Here is a 16,227-nt window from a genome sequence, read left to right as displayed (position 1 = left end):
AAGGGTCGTGACAGGCCCCGATCAGGCCCGCCGGGCGCTGGAAGTTCGGTCTAGTTGGCCGATTGGGCCATGTCGTCGGGCTCCGCCGGCGGTCTAGCGCTAGACGTAGCCCTCAGGAACGGGCGATCTCCGACAGGCGGTCTGGGTCGACCTCGCCAGCCCTCGTCGCGGACGCCAGATCATCGAAATACCCGACCATCGCTGCGGGCAGGTAGATGTTGAGCTTCCGGCTGGCCTCGCCGCCTACCCGGAACCCGTGGGCGAGCCCAGCCGGGATGTAGATGAACGAACCCGCCGGGCACACGTACTCGCCGTCGAGCACGTAGAACGCTTCGGCGGCATCGCGGTGGACATGCATCGGTGGCCCGAAGCCGGCCGGTTCGTCGGCCTCCAGGAGCGAGAGCGCCCCGTTCGTCTGCTCGCCCGTTGCCCTAACGGACATCCGGAAGGCGCCGAGGTCGATTGACCTGCCTTGGCCCGGTGTCAGCACATACGCAGCGTTGGCGACGTCGTCCATGTGGTCTTCGTCCAGCGATCGTTTGTTGCTGCTCGTCGTCGCGCGCCGCGTCTCAAATGCGCTCGTACACGCCGAGTGCGGCGAGAATCCGCGCTTCGTCGCTGTTGCGCCCGGCGTTCGCCCCCATCTGCGGACCGTCCGGACCATTCAGGAGACCGGGGTTGAGCGCTGGATGCGAGGACGGCTTGTCCCCCTCCGGGTCAACGTGATCGAGCTCCGCGTCGAGTGCCTCGCCGGTCATCCATGCGATCTCGCGGAAGCCCGACTGCGCGATCAGTGTGCGGGTCTCCTCAGGTGTCAGCAGGAAGCTGAAGGACGGGTCGGACGCCCACGGAACCGGGAAGTGGATCGGCTGGTTGGGCCCGGCGAGGATGTCGAAGAACGCCAACCGGCCGCCGACTCGGACGACCCGGGCCATCTCGCGGTAGAGGCCCGCCTTGTCGGCGATGTTCATCGATGCGTGTTGTGTCCACACCACGTCGAAGCTGGCTTCAGGAAAGGGCATCGCGAGCGCGTTCCCGCACACGAACGAGACCTTGTCATCGAGGTTCGTCCACTCAGACAGCTTCTCGCCCACGGCGCAGTACTCCGCGGTCAGGTCCAACACCGTGACGCGGCAGCCGTAGCGATGCGCGAGCTGGCGGGCCGGACCGCCGATGCCACCCCCGACGTCGAGCACCCTGTCTGTCGCGCTGATCGAGGCCGCGCGCGCCAACGCCAGGGTGCCGGCCAGTCGGTGCGAGTGGTAGTTATCGACCGGGGCCAGTTCGTCGACCGTCACCTGAGCCGGGTCGATCCCGTTCCGGCGGATCTCCTCCTCGATCGTCTCCATCAACCCGGACCATCCGTAGTGGCGGTTGACCCGATCGTCGATCTCGTTCATCGCCTAGCGTCCGCGGAGCACTCGATATCGTGCACGCGCGTGAAGCGGCCGGTTCGGGTCATGGGACGTACCTCATAGCGACACATGCGAGAAGCGAATGCGCAAGACGGCCAGCATCTCACCCAGGTCGAGGCCTTCACAGACGGGCCTCGCACCAGGCCGCGTCCTGCCGCGACGAGCACCCAGCCTATTCCCCGGACACCACGTCATCGGCCGGCGCCGTGTCGTTGGGCTCCGGCAGACGGGGACCGAGGATCCACACGAGCTCGGCCGTTGTCCTGGCTCCCACCTTGCACCGCGCATTCGCCAGGTGGTGCTTCACGGTCGAGTGCGCCAGGCCGAGGCGGTGGGCGGCTGCCTTCTCCGACCCGGTCAGCAGCACGGCTGCGACCACCCCGACCTCACGGTCCGTGGCGCGTTCGGCCCGGTAGCGAGGCCGGCGCGTCATGCGCTGCGCAACCAGTCGAAGGGCTCCGGAGGCTCGGCCAGCCGCATCGTGATCGGAAGGTCGGTGGTCGCGGGGCAATCCCTCTCGCCCCGACCAAACTCCATCAGACTGTACCGGACCGCACCTTTATCCGGTGGCCCTGCGGCTCGCTCAGACCCACGCCGGTGTCCCGTCGTGCGATTGCCAAGCTGCATCCTCCAAAGCTATGCTTGACTTATGAAGGAACGAGTCAAGCAACGCCGCCGCGGTTACACGCGTGTCAGCGCGAAGCACCAGGTGACGCTCCCGGTCGAGACCCTTCGTGGCGCGGGATTGCGCACGGGTGACGCGCTCCGTGCTGAGGTGCGTGGTCCGGGCGAGGTCCTTCTGATTCTCGATGCCGACCCCGTGACGACGTTCGCGGGCGCGCTCACCGGGGTCTTCGAGCCTGGTGATCTTGACGAGCTGCGCGACGAATGGGACTGACCGTCCTTGACGCCGGGCTCCTGATCGCCGTCCTCGATGCCGGGGGCCCGCACCATGCCCAGGCACGGGAGGCCCTGACGGCGGCCCGGCAGCGCGGTGACGAGCTTGTGCTTCCAGCCTCGGCATACGCCGAATGCCTCGTCTCCCCATCCCGACGGGGTCCGGAGGCGGTCGCCACGACCGACCAGTTCGTCGATGCGCTGCCGGCTCGGGTCGAGCCAGCCTCGCGGGCGATCGGCGCCGCTGCCGCCGGCTTGCGGGCTACGCACGGGCGAGCGTTGCGCCTTCCCGATGCCCTCGTCGTCGCCACAGCGCTGGTGCTGGGGGCCGACAGGATCATCACCACGGACGCCGGATGGCCGATCCTCGGGATCGTCGTTGACGTGATCTCGCCCGGGCAAGGGTCAGCGTAGGCGCCGCCCGGTTTGGTCGGGGCAAGTCCTCTCGCCCCGACCATAGCCAACAGTGAGTTCGAGCCGCTCCGGGATGACCGCCGCGAAGCCGTGCGCGATCGCGGTGTCGGTGAGCCGAAGCGTCGCCTCCCGGAAGCCTCGTGCGTCGATCCGCTCGAAGAGCGCCTCCGCGAGCATCCGTCGTCCCGGTCCTCCCTCAGCCTTCCGCCACGTGGTGGCCAGCTCGCGGAGGTAGCGGACGGCCACGTCGGCGGGAACACCGGCTGCCTGATGAACCGCGCGAGCCTCCCGCTCCTCGGCGTCGAGGCGGGCCATCGTCCGGTCGAGGGTGCCGCTGTCGCGGTCCCGCCGGTAGCGTGCCAGCGCCGCATCGCGTTCCCGCTCGATGCGCGCGACCGCGAGCCGGTCGGGTGCGGACGGTGGGGCCGTCACGAGCCCGACCACCCGGGTGAGCGTCTCGGCGCCCAGGGACACCCGCTCCAGGACCTTGGCGATCACCGCCTCGTACAGATGGCGCCGGTAGCCCTTGCCGTCGCGCCGACCATGCCAGCCCGCGGGCCAGTCCGGCGTCGCGGCGGCGAAGTCGGCACAGACGGCCTGATGGCGGTAGTAGTCGGTGTCGCCGATGAGGCGGTCGCCACAGGCCGCGCAGTGGAGCATCGAGAGGGCGTAGGCGCGGTGCGGTGAGGCCGGACGCCCGGCCGTGGTCGCCCGCGCCGCCCGCAGCGCCCGCGCCCGGTTCCACGTCGCGAGCTCGACGAGCGGTCCCCAGTTCGCGGGAGACCCGTCTCGGAGACGACCGATGTACAGGCTCGAGGTGAGCACCCCGCGGACGACGTAGAGGCTGAGCCCGAGCTCCGCGGCCACCGCCCGGTCTGTCGAGCCAGCGGCCGAGCGCTCGACGATCCGCCGGACCGCCGGGACCGTGGCGGCGTCGGGCTCGATGAGCTTCGCCTCGTTCCGCCGGAAGCCGAACGGCGGATGACCGCCCGGGTCGTTGTCGCGGGCCATCTTCCCGGCATATCCGGAGCGGACGTTCTTGCTCTGGTCCCGGCTCGAGACCTCGGCCGCCTTGGCCTTGTCGACGAAGCGTTCCCAGTCGTCGTCGTTCGAGGTGAGGAGACGGTCGTCGCACAGATAGATGACGACGCCGGCGCGGTGGAAGATCCGGCGGTAGTGGAGCGCCAAGGCGAGGTCGCGGATGAACCGACTCGTGTAGCCGACGACGAGGACGTCGTACTCGCGTCGCTCCGCCGCCGCGAGCATCGATCGGAACTCGGGGGTCGTCGTCGCGGGCGGCTCGCGCATCGAGTCGGGACCCGACCAGCCACTCTTCGCGACGGTCCAGGCGAGCCCCGTATCAGCGAGACCGAGCTCGGCGATCGAGCGGTCCTGCATCGCGCGCTGGGCGATCGGGCCGTACTTGTCGAGCTGGCGACCGGAACTCTCCCTGACCCAGCGCGCGGCGCGGAGCCCACGGAGGTCGTGCGGCCGCCCCGCAAGGCTCATGCCGGGGTCTCCTCGACGGTCGAACGCTGCTTGGCCATGGTCACCATGATGCTCGGAACGCGTCCCAAGGCAACTGGCTTCTCGCGGTCCGCCTGCTCGGCCGCCCAGCGGTCGCGGACGAGCTGGGCGAGGGCCGCCACGAGCGGGTCGTAGGCGGGTGCCGATCCGGCGACCCCACCCGGTGAGCCGCGGCCTCGCCGGGGGAGTTGGGCTGTCGTTCGCCCGGCGACGGCACGCCCGGACACGCGGCCGTCGGCCGGAACGAGCGCCTCGTCGGTCCGAGCCCTCGCCGGGCTCACAGAGGTCCGCGGCTCGTCCGACGGCGGCTCGAAGAGCGCCAGCTGGTTGCCCGGCGGGCGAGTCCGCTGTGCCGTCGCACGGGTGCTCATGCCGCCCTCGGCTCCGATGCCGACGTAACGGCTCCGATGGCCCGCGACGGGCCCATCATGCCGGGGGTGCCGTCATGGACCAGGGCATTGGCGTTCGCCCGCCTGTGGGCGCGCCAGGCCGCCACGTGGCAGCGCGTCGAACAGGTGCGCAGGTCGGCCCGCGACCAAGACGGCAGGGGCTCGCCCAGGGGCACGAGGTGGACCGGCGGCGCAGGACGGACCCGGCGGGCGGTCATGACGCCTTGCCCATCGTCGCGGCGATCGTGCCCAGGATGTCCCGCTCGGACTGCTCGGCGAGGCGGGTCGCGGCGAGGTCGTCGTCGTCGATGAGCGACTCGATCGCGTCCCGCACGAGCTCCTGAAGGATGACCGGGGGGAGGGCGTCGAGTTCGGTCGTGCCGCCATCCCAGGAGTCGGCGTGGCCGCCCCGCGGCTTGCCCGTCTTCGCGTTGAGCTTGACCGGAGCCGACGGCAGGTCGTACTCGCGGACCTGCTCCGCGGTCAGGGCGCGGGCCTCGAAGTGGAAGGACTCCTGCTCGGTGCCGGTCAGGTGGGACCGGATCTCCCGCTCCGCGCTCGCCCCGACGGCCTGGCCGGATGGATCGAGGTCGCCGAAGTGGAAGATGGAGAACTCCTGGCCACGGGCGATCGCCCGCTTCACGTCCTGCGCCGTCTCCCAGCCGATCGTCGCGGAGTTGAAGCCGCCCACGCCGAGCGTCGGTACGCCGTATTCGCCGGCGATCTGGTTGATCGTGCCGAGCAGGCCGCGCGACTCGCTCCACACTTCGCACGTGGCCGGGGCGTTCCGCCAGATGTCGCGGCGGCAGGAGCGCTGCCACTGCTCGGCGGCCTCGGCGAGGTCGCCGTAGCCGACCCAGCGCGTCTTCGTCCGCGTGCCGTCGGTGATCGCGGACCAGGCAACGTCCCCGGACCGGCGGAGGGCGAGCAGGTCGATCAGGACGCGCTCGTACGCCTGGTTCGTCTTGGGGATGGGCTGGCGGGCGTCCGGCCGCATCGTCAGCAGGTAGAACAGGTGTCGGGCGGTGATCGCGAGCGTCTGCTCGTCGATCACCTCGACGATGTCCGACATCCGCCCGATCCGGTCGGGGGAGACCGGGTGGCCGCGCCTGCCCCGCCGCGACGCGACGTATTGGAGAGGCATGCCATCGTTATGCTTGGACCAGACACACGCGTCGCACGGACAGGTGGGGTTGACCGTGCAGCGGTGGTCGCCCGGGCAGTGGGACCCGTCGATGCAGACGTGCGGCGTCGCGGCGCTCACTGCGCGGGTCAAGGCGCGCGTCCCGAGTGGCTCCGCCACGTCGACGCTCACGCCGAGATCCCGGCAGCCGGGACGGTTGCGAGGGCCCGGACGGCGGCCGCCGCACAGGGGGCGCAGCGGTACCGGTCGGTCGGCCGCGGATCGCCGCACGAGCAGCAAGACCCGGCTGGGAACCGGATCCCCGGCCGAGCGAGGAGGAGGGGGATGGCGCCGGTCCGCGGCACCTGGGCGGCCATGACGGCGGCCCGCCAGCCAATCGGGTCGGCGTCGAACAGGGCGAGGATCGCGTCGCGGTGGCGGGCGAGGACCGCGTGCTCGGCACCCGACAGCGCCTCCCGCGGGCGGTAGCGGAGGCGACCGTCGCCGGCCGGCACGACGAGGATGCCGCGCCGGCGGAGCGACCAGAGCAGCTCGGCCGGCGTCATCCGATGGTCCCCCACGCGGCCGACTCGATGGCGTCAGGCTCCCGGAGCGGGGCGGTCGACCACAACGTGGACTGCGGGTCATCCTCGGTGACGTTCGGGTCCCGGGCGGCAGCCGGGGCGTCATCCTGCCCCAGAACAGTGGCGGATCGACCGTCCGCACCGTCCGCATCGTCCGCACCGTCCGCACCGTCCGCGCGATTCACGTTCAGAGCGGGGTCTGCGGACGGTGCGGACGGTTGCTCGCCCACCCTTTCTAGGCTGATAACCCGCCGCTTCTCGTGGCCGACCTGACCTGGGAAGGTCACGCGGACGCCGGCGGCATCGAGCGGCTGGGCCACGCGACGGAGCGCGCCCGACAGTCCGCGCGGGGTCGTCGGCCAGCCCTTCGGCCGGCGCTCGGGCGTGATCGCCTCGAGGAGCTCGGCTGCCGTCCCGGTCCAGGTCGAGCGGTGCACCATCCAGGTGATGACCGCCGCGCCAATCCGGTCACCCTCGGCGGCCTCGCGCTGGAGCTCGCCGCGCTGCGCCATGTAGCGGTCGAGCCCGTTCGTCCCGAGGATGGCGTCGACGGCCGCGAGGACCCGACCGTAGTCGGCCATCCGCGGCCGGCGCGCCAGCTTGATAGTCGGCAGGGTGCGCAGGACCGCCGATGTGAGATGGAGGACGGCGCCGAGGATCGCGGGATGGGCGGCCCGGAATGCGGCCTCCACTTCGTCGTCATCCTGCCGATGACGCTCGTCGATCTGGGTGAGGTCGATTGCCAGGAGCCGATCGGCGAGGTCGCCCCGCATCGCGCCCGGGTCGATCCCGGTCAGGATGATCGCCCGGCGGAAGGCGACGACGCTGATCGCGGAGTCGGTGTAGAGTGCCCGCCGCAGATAGCCCTCCCCGGTCACCGCCCGACAGAGCGCGTCGCTCAACCAGCCCGGGATCGTGTCGATGTTGTCGAGCACCACGACGTACGATCCGCCTGCCGTGACTGCCCAGCCTTCCGGGTCCTTCGGAACGGACCGGACCGGTGCCGGGCTGGGGTCGATGGTCCGGGCGAGCGCTCGGGCGGCTGACGTCTTCGCGGCACCGGCCGGACCCCGGAAGAGGATGATCGGGACGGGGATGCCGAGCAGTGCGCCGACCTGGTGGGCGAGGACGAGGGAGCGGTCATCGGGCGCGACGTTGAGGAGCTTCGTCAGGTCGGACAGATCGCCCGATGTCGGCTCGGGCAGCGGAGAGATGAGCTCGGAACGCCGGAATGTGACGGGCGATCGATCGAGGATGCGCCGACCATCGGGCCCGACGACGATCGCCCGGCCGGACTCGTCACCCAGGTCGATGACGACCGAGCCGTCGTCGAGCCGCCCCGATCGCAGCAGCAGCGTCCGCCGCGGCAGGCCGAGCGCGCGTCCCTCGAGGACGGCCAACGCATCGACGAGTGCCTGGGCCGGCGGGACCTTGCCGAACTGGTCAGCGAAGATCGCGGCCAGGGTCGCTCGGAGCGATGCCCGGCCGCCGCGGAACATCCGGGCGACGTTGGGCCCGGCGCGCTCGACCGCGAACGGCTCGCCATCCTCGGCCCGGGCGAGGTCGTACCGGTCCATCGCGAGCTCGACGATGAGGTCGGCCGCCGACCGCTTCGTCGGCTTGGCGGAGGCAGGCTCCGACCCGGCAGGGGCGGGTCCGGGGCCGGCAGCGGCCGGCAGCGCGCGCGCACCGTCGACGAGCGCTTCCACGTCCTCCCGGGTCCCGCCAGCGGCGAGAAAGTCCGCCGCATCGCCGTGCTCAGGGGCGTCGGGCCAGTCGATGATCGACACGTCGGCGGCGATGCCGACCAACGCACCGCCGATCCGCTGCATGTGCTTGTGGCCGACGTCATCGTTGTCTGGCCATGGACGGACCCTTAACCCGGTCAGCTCGGCGAGCGGGATGGCGCCCGGCGTCCCGCTGGCCCCGGTGACGGTGCCGACGGCCTGGACCCCGATCGAGAGCAGCGCGTCGGCGGCCTTCTCGCCCTCGACCAGGATCACGGTGGGCGAGCCGTCCAGCCGTTCGATGCCATAGAGCGGCAGATCGGCGGCCGAGAGCCCGCCGAGTCCGGGCGTCCCGTCCGGCTGCTCCCACCACATGCGCTTGCCGTCCGGTCCGTCCTGCCGGCAATGGATGGCCACCGGCTCGCCCGTCGCGTCGCGGATCGGGTAGCGCGTCACACCAGTGTGATCCCGGCGTGGGGCTAGACCGGGGGCTCTCGTGTGGCCGCCAGCCAGTCGCACTGCGGTCATCGGTCCACCCGGATCGTCGGCCCGAGGCGACGGGCGCTCGGGCGAAGATCGGTCGAGCCTTCCAGTGGGGGTGTCGGTCATATCCCCACCACCGTACGAAGGGCCACTACTGGCGATTGGCGCGCTAACGGCTACAGGGGCCCAAGGTCCTCCCAAAGCTCTGTCAGGACGCGGCTCCGCTCGGCTCGCCACCCGTCCGGCAATGTCCGCCAGCCCCTCGGTTGGCGGCGGCCGGCTCGCCGGTTCCGTGTCAGGGCATCGTCGAGCGAGGCTCGATAGAGCTCCGCGGCCTGCTCAAGGGTTCGCTCGCCACCGCCTCGACGGCTCAGGTAGTGGATGGCCAAGACGCGGGCAACGGTGGACGCCTCCCGTGGCCGGCGCCGAACACGGCGTTTCCGGCGACTCGGGAGCGTCGCAGCGACCATGGAGAGCATCGGGCGAAAGAAGCCACCAAGGTCGGCGCACGCGACGAAGTCGCGGAGTCGATCGCCGTTTCGGAACCAGATCGTCAGGCTGAAGAGTTTCTCGTCGCCGCTCGGTAGGTGAAGCTCGACCTCGCGGCCGCTCCGCTCGTCAAGAAGGTGTTCGCGGCCGGTGACCTTGAGGAACTCGCGGCGGATCACCTCCGGCGCGCCGCGCATCTTGTACCAGAGACCGACCTCCTCGCCGTTCTCGACCGAACCTGGGTGCTCCAGCACGAGGCGGCGCGCGAGGTCGAGGATCGCCTGCTCGCGGTCGCCTGGCGGTCGAACGGGGGGTGGACTCGTCGGCGGTCGTGCTCCCTCGCTCACTTGCTGAATCTACGGGACTGGCCGGCTTTGTGGATCGTCAGGGCGCGTCATCCCGGCTCGGGAGCCTCAGGGCCGCCGGCTCGCCCCCAACTGCGAGAAACTGAGAAGCTGTCGAGTCTTGACGGTCGCGCAGTTTCGTCGCAGACTCACCTCGTGACTCCCCTATCAGAGGTTCTGGAGCGCGTCCGGAATGGCGCCCTCCCTCGAGACTTCGAGTCGGACGCGCTCGAGTTCAAGGAGGAGGCGTCGGCCGACCCAAGAAGGTCCCTCGAGACACTGGCGGACGCTGTCGTGTGCCTCGCCAATGCCGAGGGCGGGACGCTCGTCTTCGGCGTCGCGAACGGGCGCGCAGGCGTTGATGCCTTTCGAGGAGTCTCGACCAAACTCACTATCGACACCATCCGACGCGGGATCTTCGATCGGACGCGACCGTCGCTATCAGTGCCCGTGTATGAGTTCTTGCAAGGGCCAGCGCGCCTCATCGAAATCACCGTGCCGAAGGGTGCGGTCTTCTACGCAAACACAGCCGGGACGGCCACGCGTCGAGTGGGCAGCGAATGTCGGCCGTTCCCGCCCGAGGAGCAGCGACAGGCGATGGCTGCCCGGGGACAGTCGGACTGGTCGGCCGAGTCCAGCGATGTAGGGCCAGAAGCCTTGGCAGTCGATGAGGTTGCCCGGGTGCGGCGGCTCCTCGTGCTTGCTGGCCGCGAAGACTTCGCTCGGACTGAGGAGCGCAAGCTGATCCGCGACCTTCGCCTCATGAACAGTCGCGGAAAGCTGACGCGGGCTGGCCTCCTGATCCTCGGCGAGCCCGACGCCATCGCAGCGACCATTCCGAACCACGGCTTCGCCTACCAGTACCGGTCGAGCCCCGGAAGCGAATCCTCGGCACGCTTCCGCTCCAATCGCCCGATCCTAGCGGCCGTCGAGTCGCTGCTTGATGCGGTTGCCGTCCGCAGCCGCGTGCATCCGCTCAGCGCATCGGGCGGCGTCCAGATTCAGATCCAGGATTACCCCGCGGAGGCGATACGGGAGCTCGTTGTCAACGCCCTCGTCCACCGCGACTACGAACTCAACGGAGCGGTAGAGATCGAGCACTCACCCGACTCGCTTGCGGTGACAAGTCCCGGCGGACTCGTATTTGGCATTACGCCCGAAAACATCCTGACTCACCCCTCGACCCCCCGGAACCGACTGCTGCTCGAGACCGTGACAGCGCTGCAGGTTGCGGAGCGAACGGGGCAAGGGATCGATCGCGCATACCGCGCGCTGCTGCGGACTGGGAAGGAGCCGCCCGCGATCTCGGACGATGGCGACCGAGTCCGAGTGCTCGTCCCGGGCGGGACTGGTAACGACGCATTCGCACGATTCGTAGCCGAGCTTGACCCTGAACTAGCCGGCGACGTTGACATCCTCCTAGCCCTGTCGCATCTGCGGGATGCGCGTCGTGTCGGGGCCACTACTCTGGCTCGACTGGTGCAGCGTTCACCCAGCGAGGCACAGAGTGTCCTGGAACGCATGGCGCACGCTGGGCTGGTCGAGCCAACCAGGCGTACCGCCTCCCGCGTGCTCCCGACATATGTCCTGACTGGTCGCTCACTCGCCAGCCTCGGTCGAGCCGTTAAGTACCACGTGCGGCGGGTCGACGAGACGGAACGGAAGATTGCCGATCACGTCCGTGAGTACGGGCACGTCACCAATCAGACGCTGAGGCGGCTTTTCGATCTAGACGTTGCCGGTGCCCGTGACCTGCTTCGCGCCCTGCAGCTGCGCGGTGTACTCGTGAAGCTCGATCAAGGTCGTGGTGGCCCAGGCATCCGATACGGTCCGGGCCCACAGGTCCGTCCAGACGAGTCGCGGCGGCCGCGATCCGAGCCGGGCCGCGACGCAGAGGTCGAGCAACTCGTCCTCGATATCGATGCGGCCCCGGCGGAAGAACAATCGTCGCGGCTAGCCGCTGAGACCCGGGTGCGGGTGATCTGAAGTCCTTCCTGCCCCGGCGCCGGTCAAGCGACGGGGGGGAACTCGTCGGCGACGAGGTTCGCCAACACCATGACCACATAGGATCGGTGCGTCCCAAGAACAGGCTGTAGCCCGTCGGGGCCGATCCTCAGCGACCTAGGATCGCGCTCTTCGCGGCCTCGGTGGCGACGCCTAGGATGATGTCCCGCACGGCGGTGGCGGCTTGGCCGGGCACCTTGGCCAGGACAAGCTTGATCCGCTTCGCGGCGACCGCCGTCTGCGGCGTGTCGCGGGTGACTGCGTCCAGGTTGGTCGCCAGAAGTTCGCGGTCCTCGGAGCTGAGCGACGCTTCGAGTTCGAGCAGGTCCTTTGCGGCTTGGATGCTGGCCTCGGTCCAGTGATAAGGCTTTCCGCAATCGCGGCAATAGGCCTCGAGCGTCCAGTCGCCCGTCACGACGCCGCGCATATACCCGCGAAGTGTCGCGCCGCACTGGTGGCAGCCACGAATCGTTGCAGCGCCGCATTCAGGGCAGAACGACGACGAGTCCTCGGGGCTGCCGATAACATCACCGTTGATCCTGTGCCCGTTTTCGCAGGCTTCGCCTTCGTCGTAGCCAGTCTGAAATGGGTTGATCGGCATTTCGTTTCTCTCTTTCACCCCCGATGGCTGCTGCCCGAGCCGATGTCGCCGTGACCGCCGACCTGCTCAGCGAGCCGGCAACGTCCGCGACTATGGGCGGGATCATGCCGCAGACCGAGTCACACGCAGAAGATCCCGGGCTGGGTCCATCACATCCGTGGCTCAGGGGCAGAACATCTGGCCGCCGGCCTCTGCGCCATCGGCAACGAGCGCACTATCCATCGCCTTGCAAGCGCCGCATGCACGGGACCACAGGTCGCGATCGTGGAGCCTGAGCTGGTTCGCGATGTAGTCCTCTGACACGACCTTGCCACTGCCGGCCACGGCCCGGGCCTCGAGCCATCGCCGCTCCAGGTCAATCTCGACGGCCAGCAGGTCGTACGAAGAGGCGATCTGGCGCAAGAGGTCGAGATCCTCAATCCATCGCAGCTCACCGGACGCCGACAACGACCGCCAAAGGATGTCCGTCATCAGGTCATTTGGAGCGAAGTTGCGGGCCTGTCGGTCAGCGGTGCTCATCTGGTTGGGCACGCGGCCGAGCTCGGTCCTGAGCAGAGACAGAACGGCCACGCGCCGCGCTCTGGCCACGTCCGCATCTCGCTGCCGAGCCCGCTGCTCGGAGGCGGTGTCGAGGGATCGCCGGACCACGTCATCCTCGGATCGCTGGAGCCGGTCGATGTAGATCGCGATCAGAAACCCGAGCGCTGCGCCGATGTAGGTCGCGACGAGCGCCCGATAGAAGTCCCTGTCCAAGACGACGGGCAGGGCAAGGAGGACCCCAGAGCCCAAGGCGATGACCGCGATAGCCCACGGACTCCGCCTCATGCGGGCCATTGCACGTTTCACTTCAGCCTGCACACGTTTCCCCACAGATCCCGGAAACCGTAGCACGCGAGCAAGGGCTCGCGAATTCGAGTCAGCAGCGTCGCAACGATGTCCGCATCGTGGGTGAGCCCGCGCGCCTACTCCTTCTCCCAGCCGAAGTCCCTGAAGCGGAGCGTCTTCGCGTTCTCGGAGATGGTGCGGACCGTGTCGTCGGCGAAGCCGTCGGCAGCCGAGTGCTCCGCCTCGACGTGGAGGGTGACGTGGAGACGTACATCGGTCTGCTGGGCGAGCCGGTCGATGACCTCGTCGACGATCTTCGTGAGCTCAGGGATGGGGCGCCGCGGGTCGCCGAGGCTCACCTCACCATGGAATCGCCTGACACGCCGGACGGGTTCGGGGCCCGGCCCGGGGCCCGGCGGCGGCGGCTTCGGGGGTTCGACCCCCGGCAAAGGGTCCGGTAGGACCGAGCCGTCGACGATGAGGCTCGTGGAGGTGACCGGCGTATCGGCGAGGCGTCCGGCGACAATCCCGCGGTACTCACCGGGGGCCTCCCGAGCGGCCGCGTAGGCGAAAGTCTCCGACCGCCACAGGAGGCTCGACGAGCCGTCGCGCACGGCACCCTCGAGGACGGAGATGTCCCTCAGGCGAGGCAGGTACAGGTACTGGGCGAACCAGCTCCACAGCTGCTTCAGGCCGAAAGCGTGGTCGGCGGTCCACCTCTCCTTGAGCGCGCCGTCGAGCACGAGCCGGAGGTTCACGCCGCCGAACTTGGTGATCAGGTGCTCCTCGTTTCGGAGCTTGGCGCCGGCGCGGACGGCCAGGGGGTCCGATCCGGACACCTTGACTGGGCGCACCGCCACCCTCGCCAGCGGGTCAGCCTGCTCCGGTACGAGGAGCCACTGGTAGGTCTCGGGGATCCGGGCGCGGGAGCTCTCATCGGCACCATCGCGCTGCGACTTGGCCTGGTTGCGCTGGAACGCGTCGAGGTTGAGGCGGCCGGCCTCGCCGTCGTCGACGATCGAGCTCCAGGCGAGGTACTCGCGAACCGCCGTTGTCAGCTCGGCGAGCCGGAGGTGGTCGGCCACGAGGAAGACGAGCATGTTCTGGTTCGTGCGGGCGCCGGCTCCTCGGGAGGCTAGGATCTCGCCGGCTGCAGCGGTGGCCTTCGACGTTGCGGCTTTGGCGTCGTGCGGATAACCGGGCCCAAGCGCGACGAGCGCGACCTCGTCTTCATCGGGCACGTCCGACCCCGACTTCGGTGACGGATGGACGCGGGCGAACGGGCCCCGGTCGGCGAGGGCTCCCTTGAGCCGGCGCTCGATCTCCATATCGACCCGGTCGTCGGCCTGCTGCTCCGCCCGGTCGCGGGCGAGCTGGTTGACCGACGGCTGGGTCGCGTACCAGTAGCGACCGCTGTGCTCATAGAGATAGGTCGCCTGGCCAGCGAGCTTGCGGAGCGCGTCGCCGAAGGTCGCTGGCGTTTCGCCCGGCTGGACCGAGCCCAAGAGGATCCGTCGATCGTCGATGCCACGGTTCGCGGCAGCCGGCAGCGGCGCCGAGCCGAGGAAGACGGTGCGTGCCACTCGACGGGCGGCCGAGTACCGACCGTACGTCCCTGCGTTCTCCCGATCGAGCCGGAGCGGCAGCGATGAGGTTCCGTCGACGTCGGTCTCGATGATCGGCTGCCAGCTATCGTCGAGGTACTGCGTCAGCTGCGGGAGGACCATCGTGTCATCGAGCGGGATGGAGGCCGGCCAGATGAGCAGATTCCCGTCTTGCTTCTCCCACAGAGCGTGGACAACCGCTGCCATCAACTTCAGCACGCCGCGGGTCCGCTGGAATCGCTCGAGCGTCGACCAGTCGTCGAAGAGCCGGTCGAAGAGCTCGGGGTGGATCGGGTAGCAGGTCCGCAGGCGCTCGAGGTACGCCTTCTCCTTCGTTTCCGCGGGGAAGCTGCCTTGGTGTTGGGCGTACAGCTCGCCGAATCGCTGGACGACCTCGTCGCGGCCCTTGATCGCCTCGGTTGTCAGCGGCTCGAAGAGACGCCGCCGGACGATCTCGAAGGACTCCTGGGCCGCAGCAGGGCGCCACGGCGCGTCCACCCGGTGGACGACGTGCTTGAGCGAGGCGAGTGCCTTCTGGCCACCCTCGCCGCCGACCTCGATCGCCGACGACGGGAGAGACACGACCAGGAGCGCGCCCGGGACCTGATCGACCGCGCCGGTCAGCTGCTGAGCGAACGACAAGGCAGCGTCGAAGGTGCCGCCCGGAAGGTCGTCCTTGCCCCACTGGAGCCGGGCGTACGTGACCCATTCGTCGATGAGGACGACTACGGGTGCATGGGCCGCGAGGAGCGAGCGGAGAGCATCAGCGCCAGGTGGAACACCGGTGCGATCGGCATCCGCGACGGTCGCAAACGCAGCCGCGCCCCCGAGGCGCCATGCGAGCTCACCCCAAAGCGTGCGGATCTCCGTCCCCTCGACGACCCGCGGGGTGATCGGCGAGAGCGCCGTTCCGACGATCGCTGCACGGGTCACCTTCGGGAGCGCCGAGACCTTCGCCTCCGTGATCACGCCCTCGAGCCCCGGCAGGCTCGTGATCGGAGTCGCCGGGTCAACCAGGTGCCAGAGCGCCAGCATCGAGTGCGTCTTGCCGCCGCCAAACGTCGTCTGGAGGTCGACGACCGACTCACCACCCGTCCCGGTCAATCGCCGAAGCGCGCCGGTCAGCAGGAGCCGGAGACCCTCGGTGAGATACGTCCGCGCAAAGAACTCGCGGGGATCGACGTATTCCTTGGCACCTTCGCCACGCGCGACCTGGGCGAGGTCCGCGGCGAACTCCGCCTGGCGATACCGGCCGGCGGCGACATCCGGATGTGGGGTGGCGAGGCTCCGCCACCCCGCGAGTCCCTTGAGTGGTTCCGCGGCGACCGGAGCGGCCGTGGTCGCCTTCTGCTTCTCCTTCGCCTGGGAGACAGCGTTCTCCATGAGGATCGTCGCCTTCGTCCTCGCGAGCTCGTCGGCCTGGGGTGCGGCGACCGAGCGGAGGAGGCGCTCGGCGGTGTCGTAGGCGCGATAGACATCGTCTCCCGTGAACGGCTTCTCGCCCGGATGGGCCCAGCGGTTGCGGGTCAAGCGCAGCTCAGCAACGTAGTTCTTCTCGGCCATGCCGAGCGTCTTACCCAGCGTGTCCTGCCAATGGAACCAGATGGCGTTGAGAAGGAACTGAGGGTCGTTGGGGTCGGAGGAGCCAGCACCCGGTCCCTTCGCCGCCTCGACGGTCGAGACCCACGCAGAGCCGTAGGCCTTCGTGAAGGCCTGCTCGACGACCGGCTTCAGCCCAGCCGCGAGTCCGTCGAGCATCCGCCCGATCCGCTCCTTGTTCGACAGCGCCATCGTGGGTCCC

At 69.4% G+C, this 16,227-nt stretch carries 15 protein-coding genes; 3 read left to right on the top strand and 12 right to left on the bottom strand.

Annotated features, from left to right (window positions below):
- Window positions 1-112 precede the first annotated feature (112 nt).
- The 3 genes from IVW53_13180 to IVW53_13170 all read right to left on the bottom strand — a co-directional run bounded on the left by IVW53_13180 (window position 113) and on the right by IVW53_13170 (window position 1,848).
- Window positions 113-517 carry a cupin domain-containing protein gene (locus IVW53_13180; protein MBF6606520.1) on the bottom strand — a complete coding sequence of 135 codons (405 nt, stop codon included), beginning with the start codon at window positions 515-517 and terminating at the stop codon, window positions 113-115.
- Between the two features lie 52 nt (window positions 518-569).
- On the bottom strand, window positions 570-1,349 hold the full coding sequence (locus IVW53_13175) for a methyltransferase domain-containing protein (protein MBF6606519.1): 780 nt from the start codon (window positions 1,347-1,349) through the stop codon (window positions 570-572).
- Window positions 1,350-1,587: 238 nt separating this feature from the next.
- Complete coding sequence (locus IVW53_13170; GenBank protein MBF6606518.1) at window positions 1,588-1,848, bottom strand: hypothetical protein; 261 nt, start codon at window positions 1,846-1,848, stop codon at window positions 1,588-1,590.
- 216 nt (window positions 1,849-2,064) lie between these two features.
- Between IVW53_13170 and IVW53_13165 the strand changes: the two genes are divergently transcribed.
- A complete protein-coding gene (locus tag IVW53_13165; protein ID MBF6606517.1) occupies window positions 2,065-2,313 on the top strand; it encodes an AbrB/MazE/SpoVT family DNA-binding domain-containing protein in 249 nt (82 codons plus the stop codon).
- Complete coding sequence (locus tag IVW53_13160; GenBank protein MBF6606516.1) at window positions 2,304-2,726, top strand: type II toxin-antitoxin system VapC family toxin; 423 nt, start codon at window positions 2,304-2,306, stop codon at window positions 2,724-2,726. The genes IVW53_13165 and IVW53_13160 overlap by 10 nt, the downstream gene beginning before the upstream one ends.
- Here the strand turns inward: IVW53_13160 and IVW53_13155 are convergent.
- From IVW53_13155 to IVW53_13130, 6 genes are all read right to left on the bottom strand, one after another.
- A complete protein-coding gene (locus tag IVW53_13155) occupies window positions 2,718-4,235 on the bottom strand; it encodes a recombinase family protein (GenBank protein ID MBF6606515.1) in 1,518 nt (505 codons plus the stop codon). The genes IVW53_13160 and IVW53_13155 overlap by 9 nt on opposite strands.
- Window positions 4,232-4,624: a hypothetical protein gene (locus tag IVW53_13150; GenBank protein MBF6606514.1), complete on the bottom strand. Its 393-nt coding sequence runs from the start codon at window positions 4,622-4,624 to the stop codon at window positions 4,232-4,234. Before IVW53_13150 ends, IVW53_13155 begins: the two co-directional genes overlap by 4 nt.
- Window positions 4,625-4,856: 232 nt before the next feature.
- A complete protein-coding gene (locus IVW53_13145) occupies window positions 4,857-5,786 on the bottom strand; it encodes a hypothetical protein (protein MBF6606513.1) in 930 nt (309 codons plus the stop codon).
- Between the two features lie 167 nt (window positions 5,787-5,953).
- Entirely contained in the window at window positions 5,954-6,331 is a 378-nt protein-coding gene (locus tag IVW53_13140; protein ID MBF6606512.1) for a hypothetical protein, read from the bottom strand.
- Window positions 6,328-8,532 (bottom strand): hypothetical protein, encoded by a 2,205-nt coding sequence (locus tag IVW53_13135; GenBank protein MBF6606511.1) that lies wholly within the window; start codon window positions 8,530-8,532, stop codon window positions 6,328-6,330. Before IVW53_13135 ends, IVW53_13140 begins: the two co-directional genes overlap by 4 nt.
- Before the next feature lie 203 nt (window positions 8,533-8,735).
- Window positions 8,736-9,395: a hypothetical protein gene (locus IVW53_13130; GenBank protein MBF6606510.1), complete on the bottom strand. Its 660-nt coding sequence runs from the start codon at window positions 9,393-9,395 to the stop codon at window positions 8,736-8,738.
- 153 nt (window positions 9,396-9,548) lie between these two features.
- Here IVW53_13130 and IVW53_13125 point away from each other — a divergent pair, with 153 nt between their 5' ends.
- Window positions 9,549-11,378 carry a putative DNA binding domain-containing protein gene (locus IVW53_13125; GenBank protein ID MBF6606509.1) on the top strand — a complete coding sequence of 610 codons (1,830 nt, stop codon included), beginning with the start codon at window positions 9,549-9,551 and terminating at the stop codon, window positions 11,376-11,378.
- A gap of 127 nt (window positions 11,379-11,505) precedes the next feature.
- Here IVW53_13125 and IVW53_13120 read toward each other — a convergent pair whose 3' ends face one another.
- From IVW53_13120 to IVW53_13110, 3 genes are all read right to left on the bottom strand, one after another.
- Window positions 11,506-12,015 (bottom strand): DUF2321 domain-containing protein, encoded by a 510-nt coding sequence (locus tag IVW53_13120; GenBank protein MBF6606508.1) that lies wholly within the window; start codon window positions 12,013-12,015, stop codon window positions 11,506-11,508.
- 144 nt (window positions 12,016-12,159) lie between these two features.
- The gene (locus IVW53_13115; protein ID MBF6606507.1) at window positions 12,160-12,888 is read right to left on the bottom strand and encodes a hypothetical protein; all 729 of its coding nucleotides are present in this window, start codon (window positions 12,886-12,888) and stop codon (window positions 12,160-12,162) included.
- A 71-nt stretch (window positions 12,889-12,959) separates the two neighbouring features.
- Window positions 12,960-16,217 carry a DUF499 domain-containing protein gene (locus IVW53_13110; protein MBF6606506.1) on the bottom strand — a complete coding sequence of 1,086 codons (3,258 nt, stop codon included), beginning with the start codon at window positions 16,215-16,217 and terminating at the stop codon, window positions 12,960-12,962.
- Window positions 16,218-16,227 lie beyond the last annotated feature (10 nt).

The sequence above is a fragment of the Chloroflexota bacterium genome (assembly GCA_015478725.1).
GTDB lineage: Bacteria > Chloroflexota > Limnocylindria > Limnocylindrales > CSP1-4 > C-114.
This window is presented reverse-complemented; position numbering and strand designations above follow the sequence as displayed.

Coding starts and splice junctions, on each gene's coding strand:
- IVW53_13110 (MBF6606506.1), bottom strand. CDS start 16,217: ATGGCGCTGTCGAACAAGGAGCGGATCGGGCGGATGCTCGACGGACTC.
- IVW53_13140 (MBF6606512.1), bottom strand. CDS start 6,331: ATGACGCCGGCCGAGCTGCTCTGGTCGCTCCGCCGGCGCGGCATCCTC.
- IVW53_13165 (MBF6606517.1), top strand. CDS start 2,065: ATGAAGGAACGAGTCAAGCAACGCCGCCGCGGTTACACGCGTGTCAGC.
- IVW53_13160 (MBF6606516.1), top strand. CDS start 2,304: ATGGGACTGACCGTCCTTGACGCCGGGCTCCTGATCGCCGTCCTCGAT.
- IVW53_13175 (MBF6606519.1), bottom strand. CDS start 1,349: ATGGAGACGATCGAGGAGGAGATCCGCCGGAACGGGATCGACCCGGCT.
- IVW53_13145 (MBF6606513.1), bottom strand. CDS start 5,786: ATGCCTCTCCAATACGTCGCGTCGCGGCGGGGCAGGCGCGGCCACCCG.
- IVW53_13170 (MBF6606518.1), bottom strand. CDS start 1,848: ATGACGCGCCGGCCTCGCTACCGGGCCGAACGCGCCACGGACCGTGAG.
- IVW53_13150 (MBF6606514.1), bottom strand. CDS start 4,624: ATGAGCACCCGTGCGACGGCACAGCGGACTCGCCCGCCGGGCAACCAG.
- IVW53_13180 (MBF6606520.1), bottom strand. CDS start 517: ATGGACGACGTCGCCAACGCTGCGTATGTGCTGACACCGGGCCAAGGC.
- IVW53_13155 (MBF6606515.1), bottom strand. CDS start 4,235: ATGAGCCTTGCGGGGCGGCCGCACGACCTCCGTGGGCTCCGCGCCGCG.